The 22,069-nt window shown below is 71.6% G+C and carries 21 protein-coding genes and 2 tRNA genes; 20 read left to right on the top strand and 3 right to left on the bottom strand.

Annotated features, from left to right (window positions below; translation table 11 throughout):
* The first annotated feature begins 106 nt into the window (after positions 1–106).
* The 6 genes from DEJ14_RS11605 (at position 107) to DEJ14_RS11580 (ending at position 2,334) form a co-directional block, all read left to right on the top strand.
* A tRNA-Glu gene (locus tag DEJ14_RS11605) sits at positions 107–182 on the top strand.
* 33 nt (positions 183–215) lie between these two features.
* Positions 216–291, top strand: a tRNA-Glu gene (locus DEJ14_RS11600).
* 67 nt (positions 292–358) lie between these two features.
* Positions 359–766: a RidA family protein gene (locus tag DEJ14_RS11595; RefSeq protein ID WP_111086043.1), complete on the top strand. Its 408-nt coding sequence runs from the start codon at positions 359–361 to the stop codon at positions 764–766.
* Between the two features lie 136 nt (positions 767–902).
* Positions 903–1,346 (top strand): fluoride efflux transporter FluC, encoded by a 444-nt coding sequence (locus tag DEJ14_RS11590; protein WP_111086044.1) that lies wholly within the window; start codon positions 903–905, stop codon positions 1,344–1,346.
* Entirely contained in the window at positions 1,343–1,732 is a 390-nt protein-coding gene (gene crcB / locus DEJ14_RS11585) for a fluoride efflux transporter CrcB (protein WP_111086045.1), read from the top strand. The genes DEJ14_RS11590 and crcB overlap by 4 nt, the downstream gene beginning before the upstream one ends.
* Positions 1,729–2,334 (top strand): histidine phosphatase family protein, encoded by a 606-nt coding sequence (locus tag DEJ14_RS11580; protein WP_111086046.1) that lies wholly within the window; start codon positions 1,729–1,731, stop codon positions 2,332–2,334. The genes crcB and DEJ14_RS11580 overlap by 4 nt, the downstream gene beginning before the upstream one ends.
* Positions 2,335–2,449: 115 nt before the next feature.
* Here the strand turns inward: DEJ14_RS11580 and DEJ14_RS11575 are convergent, their stop codons facing one another.
* Complete coding sequence (locus tag DEJ14_RS11575) at positions 2,450–3,517, bottom strand: FUSC family protein (protein ID WP_181437583.1); 1,068 nt, start codon at positions 3,515–3,517, stop codon at positions 2,450–2,452.
* A gap of 193 nt (positions 3,518–3,710) precedes the next feature.
* On the opposite strand from DEJ14_RS11575, the gene leuC reads away from it, so the two are divergent.
* The 6 genes from leuC to DEJ14_RS11545 all read left to right on the top strand — a co-directional run bounded on the left by leuC (position 3,711) and on the right by DEJ14_RS11545 (position 10,241).
* Positions 3,711–5,171, top strand: a complete 1,461-nt coding sequence (gene leuC, locus DEJ14_RS11570; protein ID WP_111086048.1) for a 3-isopropylmalate dehydratase large subunit — start codon at positions 3,711–3,713, stop codon at positions 5,169–5,171.
* Entirely contained in the window at positions 5,171–5,767 is a 597-nt protein-coding gene (gene leuD / locus DEJ14_RS11565; protein WP_111086049.1) for a 3-isopropylmalate dehydratase small subunit, read from the top strand. Before leuC ends, leuD begins: the two co-directional genes overlap by 1 nt.
* Positions 5,767–7,134 (top strand): UDP-N-acetylglucosamine 1-carboxyvinyltransferase, encoded by a 1,368-nt coding sequence (gene murA, locus DEJ14_RS11560; RefSeq protein ID WP_111086050.1) that lies wholly within the window; start codon positions 5,767–5,769, stop codon positions 7,132–7,134. Before leuD ends, murA begins: the two co-directional genes overlap by 1 nt.
* Before the next feature lie 98 nt (positions 7,135–7,232).
* Positions 7,233–8,006 (top strand): lysophospholipid acyltransferase family protein, encoded by a 774-nt coding sequence (locus DEJ14_RS11555; RefSeq protein ID WP_111086096.1) that lies wholly within the window; start codon positions 7,233–7,235, stop codon positions 8,004–8,006.
* A 79-nt stretch (positions 8,007–8,085) separates the two neighbouring features.
* Complete coding sequence (locus tag DEJ14_RS11550) at positions 8,086–9,099, top strand: NAD(P)H-dependent glycerol-3-phosphate dehydrogenase (protein ID WP_111086095.1); 1,014 nt, start codon at positions 8,086–8,088, stop codon at positions 9,097–9,099.
* 32 nt (positions 9,100–9,131) lie between these two features.
* Entirely contained in the window at positions 9,132–10,241 is a 1,110-nt protein-coding gene (locus DEJ14_RS11545) for a D-alanine--D-alanine ligase family protein (protein WP_284179159.1), read from the top strand.
* Positions 10,242–10,254: 13 nt separating this feature from the next.
* Here the strand turns inward: DEJ14_RS11545 and DEJ14_RS11540 are convergent, their stop codons facing one another.
* Positions 10,255–10,740, bottom strand: coding sequence for a DUF3515 family protein (locus DEJ14_RS11540; RefSeq protein ID WP_111086051.1), 486 nt, complete (start codon positions 10,738–10,740; stop codon positions 10,255–10,257).
* 24 nt (positions 10,741–10,764) lie between these two features.
* On the opposite strand from DEJ14_RS11540, the gene thiL reads away from it, so the two are divergent.
* Positions 10,765–11,760 carry a thiamine-phosphate kinase gene (gene thiL, locus DEJ14_RS11535; RefSeq protein ID WP_111086052.1) on the top strand — a complete coding sequence of 332 codons (996 nt, stop codon included), beginning with the start codon at positions 10,765–10,767 and terminating at the stop codon, positions 11,758–11,760.
* A gap of 231 nt (positions 11,761–11,991) precedes the next feature.
* On the opposite strand, the gene DEJ14_RS11530 is transcribed toward thiL, so the two are convergent.
* Complete coding sequence (locus DEJ14_RS11530; protein WP_111086098.1) at positions 11,992–12,555, bottom strand: RsmD family RNA methyltransferase; 564 nt, start codon at positions 12,553–12,555, stop codon at positions 11,992–11,994.
* Between the two features lie 86 nt (positions 12,556–12,641).
* On the opposite strand from DEJ14_RS11530, the gene DEJ14_RS11525 reads away from it, so the two are divergent.
* From DEJ14_RS11525 to DEJ14_RS11495, 7 genes are all read left to right on the top strand, one after another.
* Entirely contained in the window at positions 12,642–14,870 is a 2,229-nt protein-coding gene (locus tag DEJ14_RS11525; protein ID WP_111086099.1) for an ATP-dependent DNA helicase RecG, read from the top strand.
* A gap of 43 nt (positions 14,871–14,913) precedes the next feature.
* Positions 14,914–15,399 (top strand): pantetheine-phosphate adenylyltransferase, encoded by a 486-nt coding sequence (gene coaD, locus DEJ14_RS11520; protein WP_111086053.1) that lies wholly within the window; start codon positions 14,914–14,916, stop codon positions 15,397–15,399.
* Between the two features lie 118 nt (positions 15,400–15,517).
* Positions 15,518–16,099 carry a YceD family protein gene (locus DEJ14_RS11515; protein WP_111086054.1) on the top strand — a complete coding sequence of 194 codons (582 nt, stop codon included), beginning with the start codon at positions 15,518–15,520 and terminating at the stop codon, positions 16,097–16,099.
* A 55-nt stretch (positions 16,100–16,154) separates the two neighbouring features.
* A complete protein-coding gene (gene rpmF, locus DEJ14_RS11510) occupies positions 16,155–16,358 on the top strand; it encodes a 50S ribosomal protein L32 (RefSeq protein WP_017888273.1) in 204 nt (67 codons plus the stop codon).
* 13 nt (positions 16,359–16,371) lie between these two features.
* The gene (rnc, locus tag DEJ14_RS11505) at positions 16,372–17,097 is read left to right on the top strand and encodes a ribonuclease III (RefSeq protein WP_258373317.1); all 726 of its coding nucleotides are present in this window, start codon (positions 16,372–16,374) and stop codon (positions 17,095–17,097) included.
* Between the two features lie 4 nt (positions 17,098–17,101).
* Positions 17,102–18,073 (top strand): bifunctional DNA-formamidopyrimidine glycosylase/DNA-(apurinic or apyrimidinic site) lyase, encoded by a 972-nt coding sequence (mutM, locus tag DEJ14_RS11500; protein WP_111086055.1) that lies wholly within the window; start codon positions 17,102–17,104, stop codon positions 18,071–18,073.
* Between the two features lie 68 nt (positions 18,074–18,141).
* A complete protein-coding gene (locus DEJ14_RS11495) occupies positions 18,142–21,948 on the top strand; it encodes an AAA family ATPase (protein WP_111086056.1) in 3,807 nt (1,268 codons plus the stop codon).
* Positions 21,949–22,069: the final 121 nt, after the last annotated feature.

Here is a 22,069-nt window from a genome sequence, read left to right as displayed (position 1 = left end):
ACGGCCGCTCGCCGTATGCCGGGCGCGGCATGGCGGCACACCCGGGCGACACGCCTCGTTTTGGCGCGATGCGCGGCTTGTGCAATACTTGTCGAGTTGTCGGAACGGCCCCATCGTATAGCGGCCTAGTACGCTGCCCTCTCACGGCGGTAACGCGGGTTCGAATCCCGCTGGGGTCACCACAGGTGACATGCTCCGAGTCCGACAACAGCCGCGGCCCCATCGTATAGCGGCCTAGTACGCTGCCCTCTCACGGCGGTAACGCGGGTTCGAATCCCGCTGGGGTCACCAGTACCACGAAACCCCCGACGAGCTCCGGCTCGCCGGGGGTTTCGTCGTCGTGTGCCAGGCTGATCCCGTGTCCAGTGCCGTCCAGCTCATCCGGTCCGCAGCGCTCAGCGACGTCGCGGAGTACGCCTACGCGTCCACCGTGGCGGCCGGGACACGGCTCGTGTTCCTCGCGGGCGCGTGTCCGCTCGACGAGCACGGTGCGACGGTCGCCGTCGGTGACGTGGCCGGGCAGGCCGCGCAGTGCATCGCGAACCTGCGGACGGCGCTCGCAGCCGCCGGCGCGGGGGTCGACGACCTCGTCCAGACGCGGGTGCTCGTCGCGACGACCGAGCAGCAGGACCTCGTCGCCGCCTGGGACGTCGTCCGCGCCGCCATGGGAGACCACGACGTGCCGAGCACACTGCTCGGCGTGACCGTCCTCGGCTACGACGACCAGCTCGTCGAGGTCGAGGCGATCGCCGCCGTCGCCGACTGAGCAGTACGCTGGACGGGTCGTCAGACCCGGCAGTGGGGCCTGCCGGACCCAACCGCGCACGAAGCGCCAACGGTCCCTATCCCGAGAACACCGCACGCGCGGAGACGATCCGGCGTGCTCGGCGATAGGAGTACCGATGACCGATGCGCGACCGCCGCACCTCCGCTGGCGCTTCCTCGCCCTCGTCGCGCTCGGCGGGGCGATCGGGACCGCGATCCGCGCACTGCTCGCCGAGGCGTTCCCCGGCCACGACGGCATCAGCTGGGTGATCCTCGCGATCAACGTCGTCGGCGCCTTCTGTCTCGGGCTCCTGCTCGAGGCGCTCGCGATGCGTGGGCCCGACGTCGAGGGGCGCCGCACGCTCCGGCTGTTCGTCGGCACCGGCGTGCTCGGCGGCTTCACGACGTACAGCACGCTCGCCGACGACACCGCGCAGCTGATCGACGTCGGCCGGTGGGGTGCGGGCAGCGGGTACGCACTGCTGTCCGTCGTCCTCGGGCTCGGCGCCGTCGCCCTCGGGATCTGGATTGCCGGGCGGCTCCGACCACCGTCGACCGGCCTGGACGGAGGCGCGTCGTGAACCCGCTCGACCTGCTGCTCGTCGCCGTCGGCGGGGGAGTCGGAGCAGCGCTCCGGTTCCTGCTCGACGGACTCGTCAAGACGCGGACGTCCCGTTCGCGGACTGCCGGCTTCCCGCTCGGGACCGTGCTCATCAACGTGTCCGGATCGCTCGTCCTCGGCCTGCTCACCGGCCTCGGGCAGGCCGGGACGATCCCGCTCCCGGCGGTCGCGGTGCTCGGGACGGGCATGATGGGTGGGTACACGACGTTCTCGACGGCGAGCGTCGAGACCGTCCAGCTCCTCCGATCCGGCAAGCCCCGGCTCGCCGTCCTGCACGGCCTCGGGATGCTCGTCGTCTCGGTCGGCGCAGCTGCGCTCGGCCTCTGGATCGGAAGGAACTCATGACCTCGGAACGCCCCGGCGAACTCGTCCTCGTCCGTCACGGAGAGACGGAGTGGTCGAAGAGCGGGCAGCACACCGGCCGCACCGACATCCCGCTGACGGACAACGGTGTCGAGCAGGCGAAGCGCGCCGGCCGGTACCTGGCCGACCGCTCGTTCGCGCTGGCCCTGTCGAGTCCGCTGCAGCGTGCGCGCGACACCGCGCACCTGATCGGCGTCGACCCCGAGCTCGACGAGGACCTGTACGAGTGGGACTACGGCGCGTACGAGGGTCTCACCACCCCGCAGATCAAGGTGCTGCGCCACGGGCCGTGGGACCTCTGGACCGACGGAGTGCCCGCCGGTGACACCCCCGGTGAGAACGCCGCCGAGGTCCGGGTCCGCGTCGAGCGCATCCTGAACCGCGCTCGTCCGGTGCTCGCCGAGGGGCAGGACGTCGTGTTCATCGCCCACGGCCACGTGCTGCGTGCCCTCGGCGCCGCGTGGATCCGGCTCGCGCCGCAGGACGGTGCCGTGCTGAAGCTCGGCACCGCATCGGTCAGCGTCCTCGGCTACGAGCACGGCCGCCCGGTCATCGACGCCTGGAACATCCAGCCCCGCGACTGACGCGTCCGTTCTCCCCCCGAACGCGCGCGATGGTCGGTGGAATCGGGCGTACCTGGTCAGAAGGAATGGTCAGGTATGCCCGGAACGACCAGGTACGGCACGGGTCTCCAGGTACTCAGACGGTACGGATCGCGCTCGTGGCGCCGAGGGCACGGCCGCGGCGCCGCTCGATCGCACGCCCCACGAACAACAGCCCGACGCTGACGAGCGCACCGAGGGTGGTCTGCGCCACCCGGTCGAGTGCGAGCAGTTCTGGAGCCTCGGGCAGGCTCAGCCACGACACGGCGAGGGCGAGCGGGGTCAGGAACAGCAGACAGACGGCGTAGTTCCGGGCGACGAAGATCTCCGCGAAGAACTGCCCCACGACGGCGATGACGACGATCCACCACGCCGAAGGCTCGAGCAGCAGGATCCCGACGGCGATCACGGTGCCACCGATCGTGCCGATGAACCGCTGGAACGCCCGGATCACGGTGTGCCGCTGGCGGAGTGCGGGCAGGGTCGACACCACCGCGATGACGGCCCAGTACGGGTGCCCGAGCCAGGGGATGGTCGACGCCACCGCACCGGCGACGAGCGACCCCACGACGTTGAGCGCCACGGTCTCCCACAGCGCGGCCGTGTGGAGGATGCCGAAGCCGCGCTCCTTGAGCGGTGCCAGTGGCCGGAACCGGTGCGGGGCGTGCGGGTGCCACACGTGCCGGATGACGAACCCGGACATCGCGACGAGCCACGCCCACACGACCGAGCAGACGATGATCGTCGCGACGAGCGGGACGTCCGCGGGCTGCAGCGGCACGAGGGCGGAGACCACGAACGCGAACACGGGGAAGATCGGCTGCGCGGGGATCGTCCGCAGGCTCGACAGGGTGCAGACCGCGATGACGAGCACCACGACGAGCCCGGTCGCCTGCAACCAGAGCGGGGAGCCGAGCAGGGCGGCACCGATGCCCGCGAACATGCACAGGGTCTGCAGCGCACCCGCGACGCCGGTGGTGACGGCGCGCTGCCGGTACGGCTCGGTGGCCCCGAAGATCGCGGTGAAGCCGGCGAACATCGCGAACGCGGCGTAGCCCGGCATCCCGAGGGCGATGAGCAGCGCCAGTGGTGCACCGCCCGCGATCGCTGCGCGTGCCGCGCCCTCGAGGTTGATCGTCCGGGTCGAGTGCGCAGGTGTCGTCATGTCCCGACCATCTTCCCACCGCGACGGGTGTCGCGGAGTCGCCACGGGCCTCCCGGTCGACCGTCGCACCACGTGGCGGCCGTGGCCCGCGTTGGTATACCAACCTGGTAGAGTCGGCGGATCGCGCCGCGTCAGCGGTGACCGCAGCGCCGCACCAGCGGCGCCGGACGACGAGAACGAGGGAGTCGAGCTCATGGGTAGGACGCTCGCCGAGAAGGTGTGGGACGACCACGTCGTGGTCAAGGGTGAGGACGGCAACCCGGACCTCCTCTACATCGACCTCCACCTCGTGCACGAGGTCACGAGCCCGCAGGCGTTCGACGGCCTCCGCCAGGCCGGCCGTCCGGTGCGCCGGCTGGACCTGACGATCGCGACCGAGGACCACAACACCCCGACGCTCGCCATCGACCGCCCCATCGCGGACCCGACGAGCCGGATCCAGATCGAGACCCTGCGCCGCAACTGCGAGGAGTTCGGGGTCCGCCTGCACTCGCTCGGCGACAAGGAGCAGGGGATCGTGCACGTGGTCGGCCCGCAACTCGGCCTGACGATGCCCGGCATCACCGTCGTCTGCGGCGACTCGCACACCAGCACCCACGGGGCGTTCGGTGCGATGGCGTTCGGCATCGGCACCTCCGAGGTCGAGCACGTCCTGGCGACGCAGACCCTGCCGCTGAAGCCCTTCAAGACGATGGCGATCACGGTCGAGGGCACGCTGCGTCCGGGTGTGACCGCGAAGGACATCATCCTGGCCGTCATCGCGAAGATCGGCACCGGCGGCGGACAGGGCTACGTGCTCGAGTACCGCGGCTCCGCGATCCGCGCGCTCTCGATGGAGGGCCGGATGACGATCTGCAACATGTCGATCGAGGCCGGAGCCCGCGCCGGCATGGTCGCCCCCGACCAGATCACCTACGACTACGTCCAGGGCCGCGACCACGCCCCGACCGGTTCCGACTGGGACGACGCCGTCGCGTACTGGGACACCCTGGCGACCGACGACGACGCCGTGTTCGACGCCGAGGTCTTCATCGACGCCGACGACCTCGAGCCGTTCGTCACCTGGGGCACGAACCCCGGCCAGGGCGTCTCGCTGTCGGAGAACGTGCCTTCGCCTCTCGACTTCGAAGACCCGAACGACCAGGCCGCTGCGCAGCGGGCCCTCGACTACATGGACATCGCCGCCGGCACCCCGATGAAGGACATCGCCGTCGACGCGGTGTTCATGGGCTCGTGCACGAACTCCCGGATCGAGGACCTGCGGGCCTTCGCGTCGATCATCCAGGGCCGCAAGAAGGCCGACGGCGTCCGGGTCATGGTCGTGCCGGGGTCCGCTCGGGTCCGGCTCGAGGCCGAGGCCGAGGGGCTCGACGTCGTGATCAAGGAGTTCGGCGCCGAGTGGCGGTTCGCCGGGTGCTCGATGTGCCTCGGCATGAACCCCGACCAGCTCGCCCCGGGGGAGCGCTGCGCGAGTACCTCGAACCGCAACTTCGAGGGGCGCCAGGGCAAGGGTGGGCGCACCCACCTGGTGTCGCCGCTCGTCGCCGCCGCCACCGCGATCCGCGGCACGCTGTCCAGCCCGTGGGACCTGGCGACAGACGACGCACTGGCGAACGTGACCGACACAGCGAACACCACCGAGGGGACCTTCTGATGGACAAGATCACCACCGTCACCGGCATCGCCGCCCCGCTCAAGCGGTCGAACGTCGACACCGACCAGATCATCCCCGCGGTCTACCTCAAGCGCGTCACGAAGACCGGCTTCGAGGACGCCCTGTTCTCCGGCTGGCGCCAGGACCCCGACTTCGTGCTGAACCAGCCCGAGTACCAGGGCGCGAAGGTCCTGGTGGCAGGCCCGGACTTCGGCACCGGCTCGTCCCGCGAGCACGCGGTCTGGGCACTGCGTGACTTCGGCTTCGCGGTCGTCATCTCGCCTCGCTTCGCCGACATCTTCAAGGGCAACGCGGGCAAGCAGGGCCTGGTCACCGCGATCGTGACCGAATCGGAAGTCGAGCGGCTCTGGGCCGAGATCGAGCGCAACCCGGGGGTGTCGGCGACCGTGGACCTGGTGGCGCAGCGCGTGTCGCTCGGGGATGTGGACGTCCCCTTCGAGATCGACGCTTACACTCGTTGGCGGTTGATGGAAGGGCTCGACGACATCGGGCTCACCCTCCGTGACGAGACCTCGATCACGGAGTTCGAATCCCGCCGCTCCAGTTGGCGGCCGAAGACATTGCCGGTGAAGTAGTGAACTCTCTCGTACAGGACGCAGCGGCCGCAGGGGCGCGCGTGGGCCTCAAGTCGGACGAGATCGTCATCCGCGGGGGCAAGCCGCTCGTGGGGCGCATCGAGGTCCGCGGGGCGAAGAACCTCGCGACCAAGGCCATGGTGGCGTCGCTGCTCGGTGACACCCCGTCGATCCTCAAGGACGTCCCGGACATCTCCGACGTCAAGGTCGTCCGTGGGCTGCTCGAGGTGCACGGCGTGCGCATCACCGATCCTGCACGAGGCGAGCTCATCCTCGACCCGGCCAACGTCGAGTCGGCGCACTTCGCCGAGATCGACGCCCACGCCGGCTCGAGCCGCATCCCGATCCTGTTCTGCGGCCCGCTGCTGCACAAGCTCGGCGAGGCGTTCATCCCCGACCTCGGTGGCTGCCGCATCGGCGACCGTCCGATCGACTTCCACCTCGACGCGCTCCGAGCCATGGGTGCCGTCGTCGACAAGCAGGTCAACGGCATCCACCTGACGGCTCCGGACGGGCTGAAGGGCGCGTCCATCGAGCTGCCGTACCCGAGCGTCGGCGCGACCGAGCAGGTCCTGTTGTCGTCCGTCCTGGCGACCGGCGTCACGGAGCTGCGGAACGCGGCGATCGAGCCCGAGATCATGGACCTCATCGCGATCCTGCAGAAGATGGGCGCGATCGTGTCCGTCGAGCCGAACCGCGTGATCTTCATCGAGGGAGTCGAGTCGCTGCGCGGCTACACGCACCGTGCGATCAACGACCGCAACGAGGCAGCCAGCTGGGCCTCCGCCGCGCTCGCCACCGACGGCGACATCTTCGTCGAGGGGGCGAACCAGCAGGAGCTCATGACGTTCCTCAACGTCTTCCGCAAGGTCGGCGGCGGTTTCGACGTGCAAGAGGACGGCATCCGGTTCTACCGCGAGCGCGACACCCTCAAGCCCGTCGTCATCGAGACCGACGTGCACCCCGGCTTCATGACCGACTGGCAGCAGCCGCTCGTCGTGGCGCTGACCCAGGCCGAGGGGCAGAGCATCGTGCACGAGACCGTGTACGAGAACCGCTTCGGCTTCACCGACGCGCTGAACGAGATGGGCGCCGACATCGTCGTCCACAAGGAAGGGCTGCCCGGGCACGACCGCCGTGTCGCCCGTCGCCCGTTCGAGCAGGCCGCGGTCATCACCGGTCCGACGACGCTGCACGCGGCGAACGTCCGGGTCCCCGACCTCCGCGGTGGCTTCAGCCACCTCATCGCGGCGCTGACCGCCGACGGCGAGTCCCACATCACCAACGTCGGCATCATCAGCCGCGGCTACGAGCACTTCATCCCGAAGCTGCGGAAGCTGGGCGCCGACTTCGACTTCGCGGGTTAGTCGCGGTGTCGGTTCCGCAGCCGGGTGACGGTCCGTCGCGTCCGGGTGACGGCCCGTCGCGCCAGGGCGATGGCCGGGAGGCCCGTGGTGCGTCCGCCGTGCAGGTCGCGACCGGCCTGCCGGTGCGTGGACGGCGCTGGAAGCGTGGGGAGCTCAACCCCGCGTTCCGCATCGTGGCGTCGGTCGTCATCCCGACGTTCCGGTTCTCGTCGAACTACCACTGGTACGGCCCGAACCGCCTGCCGGCGGACGGTGCCTTCGTGCTCGCCCCGAACCACTTCACGAACATCGATCCGCTGGTCGTGGGCACCGCCGTCTACATCAGTCGGCGGGCCCCACGGTTCCTGGCCAAGGCGTCGCTGTTCAAGGTGCCCGTCTTCGGCAAGCTCATGTCCGGCATGGGCCAGATCCCGGTCGAGCGCTCCGGCCGCACCCGGTTGAGCGACCCGCTCGGCGGCGGGCGGTCGCTCATCGAGCAGGGTGGGGCGATCATCGTCTACCCCGAGGGCACGCTCACCCGCGACCCCGACCTGTGGCCGATGCGCGGCAAGACCGGTGCCGTCCGCATCGCGCTCGAGAACGACGTGCCGTTGATCCCGATGGCCCACTGGGGCACGCAGGGCATCATGGCGCGCTACTCCAACAAGCTCCGCCTGTTCCCGCGGTCGCGCGTGGACGTCATCGTCGGCGACCCCGTCGACCTGTCCGCCTACCGTGGCCGGCCGATCGACCAGCAGATGCTGATCGAGGCAACCGAGCTGCTCATGCAGCGCATCACGTCGCTGCTCGAGCAGCTCCGTGGCGAGCAGGCCCCGAAGACCCGCTGGGACCCGGCGGCGAACAACCAGAAGGAGACCGGCCGGTTTGAGTGACCTCCGCCCGCACGACGATCGTCCCGACCCCGTCGCCGCAGCGCCGGGTGCCTTCGACACCGCCGCGATCCGGGTGGTGATGCAGTCGACCGACAAGCCCCGCGTGGCGGTCATCGGTGCCGGCAGCTGGGGCACCACGTTCGCGAAGGTGCTCGCCGAGGGCGGTGCCTCCACGGTGGTGTGGGCCCGCCGTCCCGAGGTCGCCCGCGAGATCACCGAGACGAAGCGGAACTCCGACTACCTGCCCGGCATCAACCTGCCCCGCACCCTCACGGCGTCGACGTCGCTCGAGCAGGTGCTCGACGGCGCCACCCAGGTGTACGTGTCGGTGCCGTCGCAGACCCTGCGCTCGAACCTCGACGCGATCCGTGAGCTCCTGCCCGCCGGTGTTCCCGTCGTCAGCCTGATGAAGGGCGTCGAGAAGAGCACCGGCCTGCGGATGAGCGAGGTCCTGCTCCAGGGGCTCGGCATCGACCAAGACCGCATCGCCGTCGCGAGCGGACCGAACCTGGCGCTCGAGATCGCCCGCCGGCAGCCGACCGCCGCCGTGGTGTCGTCGTCGAGCGTGGAGACCGCGACCGCCGTGGCAGCCGTCGCGACGAACCCGTACTTCCGGTCGTTCATCAACACCGACGTCATCGGCACCGAGTTCGGCGGCGTGCTGAAGAACCTCATCGCCGTGGCGATCGGCATCGTCGACGGCGTCGGCTACGGCGAGAACACCAAGGCGTCGATCATCACCCGCGGCCTCGCCGAGATGACCGAGTTCGCGGTGTCGCTCGGCGCGCAGCCGTCGACCCTGTCGGGGCTCGCGGGCCTCGGTGACCTCATCGCGACCTGCCAGTCGCCGTTGTCCCGGAACAACACCGCCGGGCGCCTGCTCGGGCAGGGGTACCGGTTCGACGAGGTCGTGCGGCAGATGAACCAGACCGCCGAGGGCCTGGCGTCCGTCGCACCGATCCTCGAGCTCGCCGCCGCGAACGGCGTCGACATGCCCATCGTCAGCCAGGTCGGCGAGGTCCTCGCCGGTAGGCTCGATCCGCGCAACATCGCGCCGCACCTCACCGAGACCGACGAGCCCCAGGGCGAGTGACCGGTCCCGCACCGAGTCACGAAGGGACTCCCGTGCCCACGATCCCCGAGGGAACCGACGTTCCCACGACCACCGTCGCCGTCCTGTTCGGCGGGCGCTCGAGCGAGCACGAGATCAGCTGCGTCACCGCCGGCGGCATCATGGACGTCGTCGACCGCACCGAGTACGAGATCGTCCCGATCGGAATCACGAAGGACGGCGCGTTCACGCTGCAGTCCGACGACCCCTCGCAGTGGGCGATCCGCGACGGCTCCCTGCCGACCGTTCCCGACAACGGCACGCGTGTGGCGTTCCCGACCTCGCCGGCGACGAACGAACTCGTCGTCTCGCACCCGGACGGCTCGGTCACGACCGTCGCCGTCGAGGTGGTGTTCCCGATCCTGCACGGTCCGTTCGGCGAGGACGGCACGATCCAGGGCCTGCTCGAGATCGCCGGTCTGCCGTACGTCGGTGACGGCGTGCTCGCCAGTGCCCTGGCGATGGACAAGCACGTCGCGAAGGCCGTCCTCGAGCACGCCGGACTGCGGGTCGCTCCCTGGACGACCGTGCTCCGCCGCGAGTGGGCGGCCGACCCGGTCGACGTCGCCGAGACGATCGCGGCGCACGGCTGGCCGCTGTTCGTGAAGCCGGCACGCGCCGGGTCGAGCATGGGCGTCTCGCGCGTCGACGGGCCCGACGAGCTCGGCGCCGCGATGGACCTGGCGTTCGAGCACGACTCCAAGGTGATCGTCGAACCCCGGGTCGTCGGCCGCGAGGTCGAGGTCGCCGTGCTCGAGGGCCGTGACGGTGTGCCGCGCACGAGCCTGCCCGGTGAGATCGTCGTGGCCGAGGACGGCTTCTACGACTTCGCGTCGAAGTACCTCGGTGGCGACGAGTCGCTGCTGTGCCCGGCGCCGCTCACCGAGGCGCAGACCGACGAGATCCGGTCGATCGGTGCCCGTGCGTTCGACGCCATCGGTGGCTCGGGGCTGGCCCGGGTCGACTGCTTCCTGACCGACGACGGCTTCGTCGTGAACGAGGTCAACACGATGCCCGGGTTCACCCCGCTGTCGATGTACCCGCGCTGCTGGGCGGCCTCGGGTGTGTCCTACGGCGAGCTGGTCACCGAGCTGATCGAGCTGGGGCGCGCCGCCGTCCGCTGACCGCCGGCGGGCGTCAGCCCTGCACGTCGGACGGGTCCAGGCACTTGTGCCCGTCCTTCGGCAGCGTCGACACCGCCGTCGCGATGTCCTGCAGCACCGCGCTGCCGGTCTTCGACGTGTCCACGACCACCTGCACCGCGGGGGAACGTCCGAACGTCGTGTAGACGATCTGCTTCCCGCGGTCGTCGCGGATCCAGTCGACCGACCCGAGGGAGAAGCACGGCAGGTCGGACACGGTCGGCACGGCCACGCCGCAGTGGTACAGCGCGGCCTCCGGGTCGCCCCAGGCCGCGGTGGACTGCGCGTTCGTGTTCCGCAGGTCGTACGTCGAATCCACGGTCGCGGGCAACCGCACCTGTGCCGCCGCGCACGCCGCTGCGTTCGCGGAAGGTGCCGCGCTCATGCCGACGGCGTTCGTGCACCCGGTCAGCCCTGCCGCGAGGGCGATCACGACCCCCGCGATCGCGAGGGTGCGAGGGGTGCGGCGCGCGGTGTCCATCGCGGTCCAGGCTACCGTTCTCGTGTGGACGCGACGTACGACGCCTGGGCCGGACCGACCGTGGGGGAGCTCGGTGAGCTGGCCGTCCTCGACCGCATCACGAGCCGGCTGCCTGCGGGCTCGCCGCTCCTCGGGCCCGGGGACGACTGTGCCGTCGTCGCCGCCCCCGACGGCCGGTTCGTCGTGACGACGGACATGATGGTGCACGGCCCGGACTTCCGGTGGGCGTGGTCCTCGCCCGAGGACGTCGGCTGGAAGGCCGCTGCCACGAACCTGTCGGACGTCGCGGCGATGGGTGCGGTGCCGAGCGGCCTCGTCATCGCCCTCGCCGCACCGCAGGACACCCCCGTGGCGGTGCTCGAGGGCATCGCGGACGGCTTCCGCCTCGCTGTCGACGCGCTCGCGCCCGGCTGCGGTGTGGTCGGCGGCGACCTCTCCACCTCGGCGACCTTCACGGTGGCGGTGACGGCGTTCGGCGACCTCGGTGGTCGCGCCCCGGTGCTCCGGTCAGGAGCTCGTGTGGGCGACGTCGTGGCGGTGTCCGGCGAACTCGGCCGCGCTGCCCGCGGGCTCGCACGGCTCTTCCGTGACGGCGTGGACGCGCAGGGCGAGCCGGACCGTGCAGCGACGGTGGCGAGCGGTGCGGACGCCGATCCCGACGTCGACCGCCAGCGCCGACCCGTGCCGCCGATCGGCGACGGGCCCCGCGCCGCTGTCGCCGGGGCGACGGCGATGCTGGACCTGTCCGACGGCCTGGCGATCGACGCCGGGCGGCTCGCCCGTGCGAGCCGGGTGACCCTCGAACTCGACGCCGACGCCCCGCTCGACGAGGTCGCCCTGCACGGCGGCGAAGACCACGGCCTGCTCGCGACCTTCCCTGCCGAAGCTGCGCTGCCGGGTGGCTTCCGCCGCATCGGTGTCGTGCGCGACCGCGGTGACGCGGACCTGCTGCGCGCCGGGGCCCCGGTGCCGACGACCGGCTGGGACCCCTACGCCGACTGGGACGGCGCCGCTGGCTGACCCACCCGGCCAGACGGCGGACGGAGGCGACGTGGCGGAGCCGAGCCGGGCCTCCCGGTCAGTGCGCGCGCATCTGTCGACGGAACACGCGTCGATCACCTGGTGTCCTGTCGGAAGATGCGCACGCATCCGATGCGAGCGCATCTTGCGACACGGCACGCGTCGATCGACTCGTGGATCGTCGCGAAACGCGCCCACCCAGCGACGCACACCCACCCACGCCCACGCGGCTCAGCCGGCGGCGGCGACGGCCTCCCACGCCACGGTCTCGCCGTAGCTGCGCTTGCTGAACGGGTCGAGCCCCGCGGGCCACGTCGGTTCGGGGGAACGCTTGCTCCGCTCGACGACGACCACGGCACCGGCGGTCAACCGCGGCACGAGCGTCTCGAGCACCTCGGCGATCTCGTGCTCGGTCACGTCGTACGGCGGGTCGATGAAGACCAGGTCGAACGTGCGCACCGTCCCGCGCAGGTACCCGAGCACCGGCTGCGGCTGCACGTCGATCCGCATCCCGGGGATCCGCAGCTGCACGGCCTTCGCGTTCGCCCGGCACGCCTGCGCCGCGGCCGACGCGCGGTCGACCAGCACGACCTCGACCGCACCGCGCGACGCCGCTTCGAGCCCGAGGGCACCGGTGCCGGCGTAGAGGTCCGCGACGGAGGTGTCGTCGACGAGCCCACGGGCCTCGAGCGACGAGAACAGCGCCTCGCGCACCCGGTCGCTCGTCGGCCGGGTGCCGGACTTCGGCACACGGAGCGTCGTGTTGCCGGCGGCGCCGGCGATGATGCGGGTCATGCAGCCACCGTATCGGCCGGCGGCGTCGTCCACAGGCCGGACGGGAGGCACGTGGCACGTCGGTCGTGCCCGGTACCGTGGTGTCCGTGGTCACCACCGGAACCCCCGCTGCGCCGGCCGCGCCCGACCTCGGTCCGGCGCCCCTCGACGCGCGGCTCGCGAACGTGCTCGGTGGTCGGACCGCGTCCGCGATCCAGAAGGCGTTCGGCCACCGCACGGTGGGGGAGTTCCTCGAGCACGCACCCCGGCGTTACGCCGAGCGCGGGGCCCTGACGGCGCTCGACTCCCTGGCGATCGGTGAGCCGGTCACCATCGTGGCCGAGGTGGTCGACGTCCGCGAACGCACGATGCGTGCCCGCCGCGGATCGATCCTCGAAGCCAAGATCGGCGACGGCAAGGGGCTGCTCACCCTGACGTTCTTCAACCAGGGCTGGCGCACCAAGGACCTGGTGCCCGGTGCCCGCGGTATCTTCTCCGGCAAGGTCAGCGACTACCGCGGTGCCCGCCAGCTCGCCCACCCGGACTACGAGCTCTTCGACCCCGACGACCCCCGCGCCACGGCCGACCCCGGTTCGGACGAAGCGATCCGGTGGTCGCGGCAGCCGATCCCGATCTACCCGGCGACGGCGTCGCTCACCTCGTGGCAGATCGCGAAGTCGATGGGCATCGTGCTCGACACCCTGCCGGACCTGCCCGACCCGGTGCCGGCCTCGGCGCGCAGCCGGCTCGACCTCGTCCCGTTCCGCCGGGCGCTCGAGCTGCTCCACCGCCCCGAGAAGGTCGCGGACTTCAAGCGCGCGCAGGACGCCCTGCGCTACCGCGAGGCGTTCGTGCTGCAGACCGCCCTGGTGCAGCGCCGGATCCGCGCCCGACGCACCGCGGCGACCCCGCGGGTGGCGGTTCCCGGTGGCATCCTCGAGCGCTTCGACGCCACCCTGCCGTTCACCCTGACCGACGACCAGCGTGCCGTCGGTGCCGAGATCGACACCGACATCGCCCGCACCTGGCCGATGCACCGGCTGGTGCAGGGCGAGGTCGGCTCCGGCAAGACCCTCGTGGCCATCCGCGCCATGCTCACGGTGGCGGAGTCCGGTGGGCAGTCCGCCCTCATCGCCCCGACCGAGGTGCTGGCCGCGCAACACCTGCGGTCCATCGTGAAGTTCCTCGGACCGGACCTGGCGGCCGAGCTCCGTCCGGTGATCCTGACCGGGTCGCAGTCCACCGACGAACGCCGACGGGCCCTGCTCGCCGCGGCGTCGGGGAGCTCCCGGCTGGTCGTCGGCACGCACGCGCTGCTCGGCGACCGCGTCGACTTCGCCGAGCTCGGGCTCGTGGTCGTCGACGAGCAGCACCGCTTCGGCGTCGAGCAGCGTGAAGCGCTCCGGACCAAGGGCGCCACCCCGCCGCACGTCCTGGTGCTCACCGCCACCCCGATCCCACGCACCGTCGCGATGACGGTGTTCGGCGACCTCGAGGTCTCGACGATCACCGGGCTGCCCTCCGGCCGTGCCGGCGTCGAGACCTTCACGGTCCCGCTGGCGGAGCACCCCGGGTGGGAGTCCCGCATCTGGTCGCGGATGGCGGAGGAACTCGACAAGGGGCGCCAGGCCTTCGTGGTCTGCCCCGCGATCGACGACGCCCACGCCGAGGACGACGGCGAACCCGCACCCGCCGAATCCGAGGACGACGCCCCGAAGCGCGCCCCGGCGACCGTGCTCGCGACCGCCGAGCGGATGCGCACGATGCCCGTGCTCGACGGCCGGCGGATCGCGGTGCTGCACGGCCGGATGACGGCGGAGGAGAAGGACCGCGTGATGACGTCCTTCGCCGCCGGCGACCTGGACGTCCTCGTCGCGACGACCGTGATCGAGGTCGGTGTCGACGTGCCGAACGCCGCGATGATGGCCGTGCTCGACGCCGATCGCTTCGGTGTCTCCCAACTGCACCAGCTGCGCGGCCGCATCGGCCGCGGGCAGTGGGCGGGCGTCTGCCTGCTCGTCACCACCGCCGAGCTCGAGACCACCTCGCGCGAGCGCGTCGATGCGGTGTCCGCCTCGGACGACGGCTTCGAGCTCGCCCGGGTCGACCTCGAGCTCCGGCGCGAGGGCGACGTGCTCGGCGAGCGGCAGTCGGGCGGCCGGTCGTCGCTCAACCTGCTGCGCGTGGTCGAGCACGCCGACCTCATCGTGGACGCACGTGGCGAAGCCGAACGGGTCCTCGAACCCGATCCCGAGCTCGACGGGTCCCCGGCCCTGCGCGAGGCACTGGCGCGCCGCCTCGACGAGTCCGACGCGGCGTTCCTCGGCAAGAACTGACCCCGGGCCGGACGCCCCGGCCCGGACCGGTATCGTCGCTGCCATGGCGCAGATCGCGGTGGTCCCCGGTTCCTTCGACCCCGTCACGCTCGGGCACCTCGACGTCATCGGACGAGCTGCCGGGCTGTTCGACGAGGTGCACGTGCTCGTGGTGCACAACCCGGACAAGAAGCCCGCGATGTTCGAGGCGGTCGACCGCGTCCGGCTCATCGAGGAGTCACTGGCCGAGGTCGGGACTCCGGGAACGGTCCGGGTCGGGGAGTGGACCTCCGGGCTCCTCGTCGACTACTGCCGGCAGGTCGGGGCGAAGGTGCTCGTCAAGGGGGTGCGGTCGGGCGAGGACGTCGCGTACGAGACCCCGATGGCGATCATGAACCGGCACCTCGCCGACGTCGAGACCGTGTTCCTGCTGCCCGACGCCTCGCGCTCCCACGTGTCGAGCTCGCTCATCCGCCAGGTGTCGACGCTCGGCGGTGACGTCACCCCCTACGTGCCGAAGGCCGTGGCGGCGGCCCTCGCCGCCCGCTGAGCCGCACGCCGAGCCGCACGCCGAGCCGGAGGCACGGCCGCCCGACGCGCGGACACACCCCCGCCTGCCTCGACTCTCGGCTGCGTTCACGCTAGGGTTGACGATCGTGTCTTCCCACGTGAACAGCCCCTACGCCCTGCGCGTGCGCGACCTGGCGCACCGTCCGGGCGAGATGCGCGAGCACTCGCTCGACATCGTGGTGCCGGACGCGCTGGGAGCCGGTGTGATCGCGGTGCGCGAAGGTGCTCCGCTGCGCATCGACCTGCGGCTCGAGGGCCTGCACGAGGGTGTCCTCGTGTCCGGTCACGCCTCAGCCGACGCGACGGGGGAGTGCTCGCGCTGCCTCATCGACATCAGTGAACCCGTCGAGGTCGATTTCGCCGAGCTGTTCGCGTATGATGCCTCGGAGGATTTCGACTTCTTCGTTCGCGATGACCACGTGGACTGCGAACAGGTCGTTCGAGATGCGGTGGTGCTGGCGCTGCCGTTCCAGCCGGTCTGCCGACCGGACTGCCCAGGCCTCGACCCGGTGACGGGCGAGCGACTGGCCGACCTCGATGAGCAGCCCGTTCACGAGACCCTGGACCCGCGCTGGGCAGCCCTGACCGGCATCCAGCTCGAAGCAGCCGAGCGTGCCGCCCACGGCGACACCACCGACACGAAGACCACCGAGGGCGAGGAGCGGGCCGAGGCCGAGTAGGCCCCGACACCGCCAGCCCCCGTACCGACCACCGACCAACCGAAAGAGATTCACCATGGCCGTTCCCAAGCGCAAGCAGTCCCGTGCGAACACGCACGCCCGTCGTTCGCAGTGGAAGGCCACGCCGATCCAGCTCGTCAAGACGATCGAGAACGGTCAGGTCACCTACAGCCTCCCGCACCGCGCGAAGGTCGTCGAGGACTCGGCCGGCACCCCCCTGTACATGGAGTACAAGGGCCGCAAGGTCGCCGACGTCTGATCGGACCGAACGCATGACGACGACGTCCGGCGCCACGGGGTCCCGCCCCGTGGGGCCGGACGTCGTTCGTCTGCAGGGCCAGCTCGGGGTCGACATCGACCTCGAGCTGCTCCAGCTCGCCCTGACGCACCGCTCGTACGCCTACGAGCACGGGGGCATCAAGCACAACGAGCGCCTCGAGTTCCTCGGCGACTCGATCCTCGGCCAGGCCGTGACCGTGAAGCTCTACCGGTCCTTCCCCGAGCTCGACGAGGGTGACCTCGCGAAGCGTCGCGCCAGCCTGGTGTCGACGGTCGCCCTGGCCGAGATCGCCCGGATGATCGGGCTCGGCCAGTACCTGCGCCTCGGCAAGGGCGAGGAACAGACCGGCGGCCGCGACAAGTCGTCGATCCTCGCCGACACCGTCGAGGCCGTCATCGGCGCCACCTACCTGTCCGCGGGCCCCGACCCGGCGACCGACCTGGTGCTCCGCCTGGTCGAGCCGCTGATGATCGACCCGGACCGCTTCGGCGCCGCCATGGACCCGAAGACGAGCCTGCAGGAGCTCGCGGCGAGCCTCTCGCTCGGCAACCCGGCCTACCGCGTCACCGAGACCGGCCCGGACCACGACAAGACCTTCAGCGCGACCGTCGTCCTGCAGGGCGAGGACATCGCGGTCGGCACCGGCTCCAGCAAGAAGGCCGCCGAGATGTCCGCGGCGCTCGACGCCTGGACCCGGCTGTCCGGCCGAGCGGCCTGACCGCGTGCCCGAACTCCCCGAGGTCGAGGTCGTCCGCGCCGGCCTCGAACCCGCGGTCAGCGGCGCTCGGGTGCTGCACGTCGACGTCGTCGACGAGCGAGCGCTCACCCGGCACGACGGCCCGGCCGAGGACTTCGCCGAGCGCCTGACCGGTCGCACCATCGCCGCAGCGGTCCGTCGGGGCAAGTTCCTCTGGATGCCGTTGCAGCCCGAGCACGAGGGCGACCGACCCGAAGCGCTCGTCGCCCACCTCGGCATGAGCGGCCAGATCCTGCTCGGCCGCGGTCGACCGGCGGCGAAGCACCGTCGCATCCTCATCGACGTGCAACCCGTCGGCACGGACCGCGACGGCACCACCGAACCCGCGGTCGAGCTCGAGTTCGTCGACCAGCGCACCTTCGGCTCGATGGCGATCGACGCGATGGTGCCGACGGTGGACGGCGCCCCCGCGGGGTTCGCCGGGCACGTCGACGTGGCGGACCCCGATGCCGTGTGGCGCCGGAGCGTGCCGCAGCAGGTGTCGCACATCGCCCGTGACCCGCTCGACCCCGCGTTCGACGACGACCGCTTCACCGCCGTCGCCCGGAAGCGTTCGAGCGGCATCAAGCGGATCCTGCTCGACCAGGGCGTCGTGAGCGGCATCGGGAACATCTACGCCGACGAGTCCCTCTGGGCCGCGAAGCTGCACTACGACCGACCGGCCGAGCGGCTGACCCGTGCCGACCTCGCACGCCTGCTGCACGAGGTGCGCAGTGTCCTCCGGCGCGCACTCGAGGACGGCGGGACGAGCTTCGATGCCCAGTACGTCAACGTCAACGGGCAGTCCGGGTACTTCTCGCAGCGGCTGAACGTCTACGGCCAGCAGGGGAAGCCCTGCCCCCGCTGCGGCACGACGATCGTGCGCGAGGCCTTCATGAACCGTTCGAGCCACATCTGCCCCGTGTGCCAACCGCGTCCCCGCGCCCGCACGCGTTAGCCTGACGCCCAGCAGCACAGCCCAGCAGCGGCCCCGCCGCAGCACGCGTGAGCACACCCGGAGACCGCATGTACTTGAAGAGCCTGACCATCAAGGGGTTCAAGTCCTTCGCGCAGCCGACGACGTTCGCGTTCGAGCCGGGCGTCACGTGCATCGTCGGCCCGAACGGCTCGGGCAAGTCCAACGTCGTCGACGCCCTGGCCTGGGTGATGGGGGAGCAGGGGGCGAAGACCCTGCGCGGCGGCAAGATGGAGGACGTCATCTTCGCAGGCACCTCGACCCGCGGGCCGCTCGGCCGCGCCCAGGTGCTGCTGACGATCGACAACACCGACGGGCTGCTGCCGATCGACTACTCCGAGGTGACCATCGCGCGCACGCTGTTCCGCAACGGCGGCAGCGAGTACGCCATCAACGGCGAGAACTGCCGGCTGCTCGACGTGCAGGAGCTCCTGAGTGACACCGGCCTCGGCCGCGAGATGCACGTCATCGTCGGGCAGGGGCAGCTCGACAAGGTCCTGCACGCCACCCCGGAGGACCGCCGCGGCTTCATCGAGGAAGCCGCCGGCATCCTGAAGCACCGTCGCCGCAAGGAGAAGACCCTCCGGAAGCTCGACGCGATGCAGACGAACCTGACCCGCCTGTCCGACCTCGCGGGCGAGATCCGACGCCAGCTGAAGCCGCTCGGCCGCCAGGCCGAGGTCGCCCGCAAGGCCCAGTCCGTCGCCGCCGTCGCGCGGGACGCCAAGGCCCGCATCCTCGCCGACGACGTCGTCCGGCTGCGCCGCGAACTGCACGACCACCAAGAGGTCGAGGCAGGCCGCAAGTCCGAGCGAATCGTCCTGACCGAGCGACTCGACCAGACCCGGGTCCGCCAGCAGCACGTCGAGCAGAGCATGGTCGGCGACGACGTCGATCGTGCCCGGACCGTGGTGCACCGCCTGGAGAGCGTGCAGGAGCGCCTGCGCGGGCTGTCCAGCCTGGCGAACCAGCGGCTGATGTTCCTGGCGCAGCAGGCTGACACCCCGCAGCAGGGCCCCTCGATCACCCCGGAGCGCGTCGCCGGTGTCCGTGCCGAGGCCGATCGACTCGCCGCCCGCGCCGACGAGATGCAGGGCGGTTCCGCCGAGACCGCCCGCGCGGTGCAGGCCGCCCGTGACGCCCTCGACGCCCTCGACGAACGCATCGCCGCGCAGGCCGCCCGGGTCTCGCAGCACGACCTCGAGGCGCAGCGGCTGGCGAACGCCGTCGACGTGGCCCGGTCGAAGCGCGGGTCCACGGTGGCGGACCGTGAGCGTCGACAGCGAGCCCTCGCCGAGGCGGGCGAACGCGCCGAGCGTGCGACGGCTGCCCTCGCCGAACTCGGCACCGATCCGTCCGAGGGCGTCGACGACGAAGCCCTCGCCGCCACGCTCCAGGCCGCCCGCGAGCAGCTGGAGACCGCGCAGGCCGCCCGCGACGAGCAGCGCGACCGGCTGCACGCCCTCGAGCGCGAGCGGGACGCCCTCGACGCGCGGGTCGCGGCGCTCGGCATGTCGATCGACGTCCGCGACGGTTCGCAGGCGCTCATCGACGCCGGACGCGCGGGGATCGTCGGGCGTCTGGCCGACGCGCTCACGGTGACGCCCGGGTTCGAGGGCGCCGTCGCCGTCGCGCTCGACGGGCTCGCCGACGCCGTCCTCGCCGACGACCGGTCGGTCGCGCTCGACGCCGTCGACCACGCCCGCTCCGCGGACATCGGTCGCATCGACGTCGTCGTCGCGGACGCCGAGGTCGTCCCCACGGACCTGCCGGACACGCTGCCGGCCGGCGTCCGCCGGGCCCTCGACCTGGTGCAGGGCCCGCCGGCGATCGCCGCGATCCTGCGGAACACCCTGATCGCGGACACTGCCGACGACCAGGGCGCGAACGCGCGCACTCTCGACCTGGAGGCCGTGCTCGCCGCCGCCCCGCAGGCGACGGTCGTCACCCGCTCCGGTGACCTCGTGCGCGCCGTCCGCGTCACCGGCGGCGGGGAGCGCGTGACCTCGCGGATCGAGCTCGTCGCGGAGCGCGACGACGCCGTGACGCGACGCGACGCCATCAGGGCGGACGCCGAGGACGCAGCCACGGGCCTCCAGGCAGCACGCACCGCCGTCGAGGACGCACGCCGCCGTGCGGACGAGGCCGACGCTGCGTCCCGCGCGCACGCGAAGGCGACGGCCGAGTACGACCGGGCCAGCGCCTCGACGCGGGCGAAGGCCGAGAACGCGGCGGCCGAGGTGGAGCGCCTGCGTGCTGCCCTCGCCGAGACCGACGGCGCCGTCGAGGTCGTCGACGCCGCCCTGGCGGAGGCGGAGACGGCGCTCCGCGCGTTCACCGAGCAGGAGCGTCCCGTCGTCGACGCCTCCGAGCGTCCGGGCCTGCAGGACGCACTCGAGGCCGCACGCGCCGCCGAGGTCGAGCAGCGCATCCAGGTGCAGACCGTGCGCGAGCGCGTCCGCGCCGAACGGCACCGTGCCGACCAGCTCGAACGCCAGCTCGAGGCCGAGCGCGCGGCGGCGGAGGAAGCAGCGCGTCGTGCGGTGATCCGCCGCGGGCAGATCGAGACCGCCGAAGCCGTCCTCGCCGACCTGCCGGGCGTGCTGGGCGCCGTCGACCGGTCGCTGGCCGAGGCGCGCGTGCAGCTCGCGACCGAGGAGTCCGAACGGTCGAAGCGCAACACCGAACTGCAGGCGATCCGGAACGAGGAGCGCGAGCTCCGCGACCGGCTGCAGACGATCACCGACGGTGTGCACTCGCTCGAGATGGAGATCTACGAGAAGAAGCTGCACGTGTCGGGCGTGCTCGACCGGGCGCTGAGCGACCTCGGGCTGACCGAGCCCGTGCTCGTCACCGAGTACGGGCCGACCGTGCCGGTGCCGGTCGACGTGCTGGTGGACCCGCGGGTGCTCGCACGGAAGCACCGCGACGCCGAGCGCGCGGCGGCTGCCGCGGCGGGCATCGACGAGCCGGCGGACGGTGACACGGCGCCGGTCAACGAGGCCGCGACAGACACCGTCATCTCCCCGGGCGACGACGACACGGCGGACCTCGACACCAGCCCCGGCGACGACACCGTGGCGCTCGTCGACGCCGAATCGACGTTGCCCGGCGGCCCCGCCCTGCCCGAGTTCGACGTCACCGACGAGGTCGACCCCGACGACGTCGAGACCGTGCCGTACGTCCGCGCCGAGCAGGAGCGCCGCCTGCAGGCCGCCGAACGCGACCTCGGCCGGCTCGGCAAGGTGAACCCGCTCGCGCTCGAGGAGTTCCAGGCGCTGGAGCAGCGGCACGCGTTCCTCGCCGAGCAGCTCGAGGACCTGCAGAAGACCCGCGCCGACCTGATGACGATCATCGACGAGCTCGACACGAAGATGCAGACGATCTTCGAGTCGGCGTTCAACGACACCAAGGACGCCTTCGACGTCATCTTCCCGATCCTGTTCCCGGGCGGCTCCGGCTCGATCAACCTCACCGACCCGACCGACCTGCTCGGCACCGGGATCGACGTGCAGGTGAAGCCCGCCGGCAAGAAGATCGACCGCCTGACGCTGCTGTCCGGCGGCGAGCGGTCCCTTGCCGCAGTGGCGCTGCTCGTCGCGATCTTCACCGCGCGGCCGTCGCCGTTCTACATCATGGACGAGGTCGAGGCCGCCCTCGACGACGCGAACCTCGGCCGCCTGCTGACGGTGTTCGAGCGGCTCCGCGAGTCCTCGCAGCTCATCGTCATCACGCACCAGAAGCGCACGATGGAGATCGCCGACGCCCTGTACGGGGTGTCGATGCGGCAGGACGGCGTGTCCGCCGTCGTCGGGCAGCGGGTGCAGAAGCGCGAGCCCGCCGACGCGGTCGCGTAGCCGTCTGGCTGGCTGGCGGGCCGGTTGGCTGAGACTCGCGCTGAGCGACAGTTCACGCGCTCCGGAGCGCGTGAACTGTCGCCCAGGCCGAGACTCGGCGCGCGCGGCCCGAGACTCGGGG

This window comes from Curtobacterium sp. MCJR17_020 (genome assembly GCF_003234365.2).
In the GTDB taxonomy this organism is placed as follows: domain Bacteria; phylum Actinomycetota; class Actinomycetes; order Actinomycetales; family Microbacteriaceae; genus Curtobacterium.
This window is presented reverse-complemented; position numbering and strand designations above follow the sequence as displayed.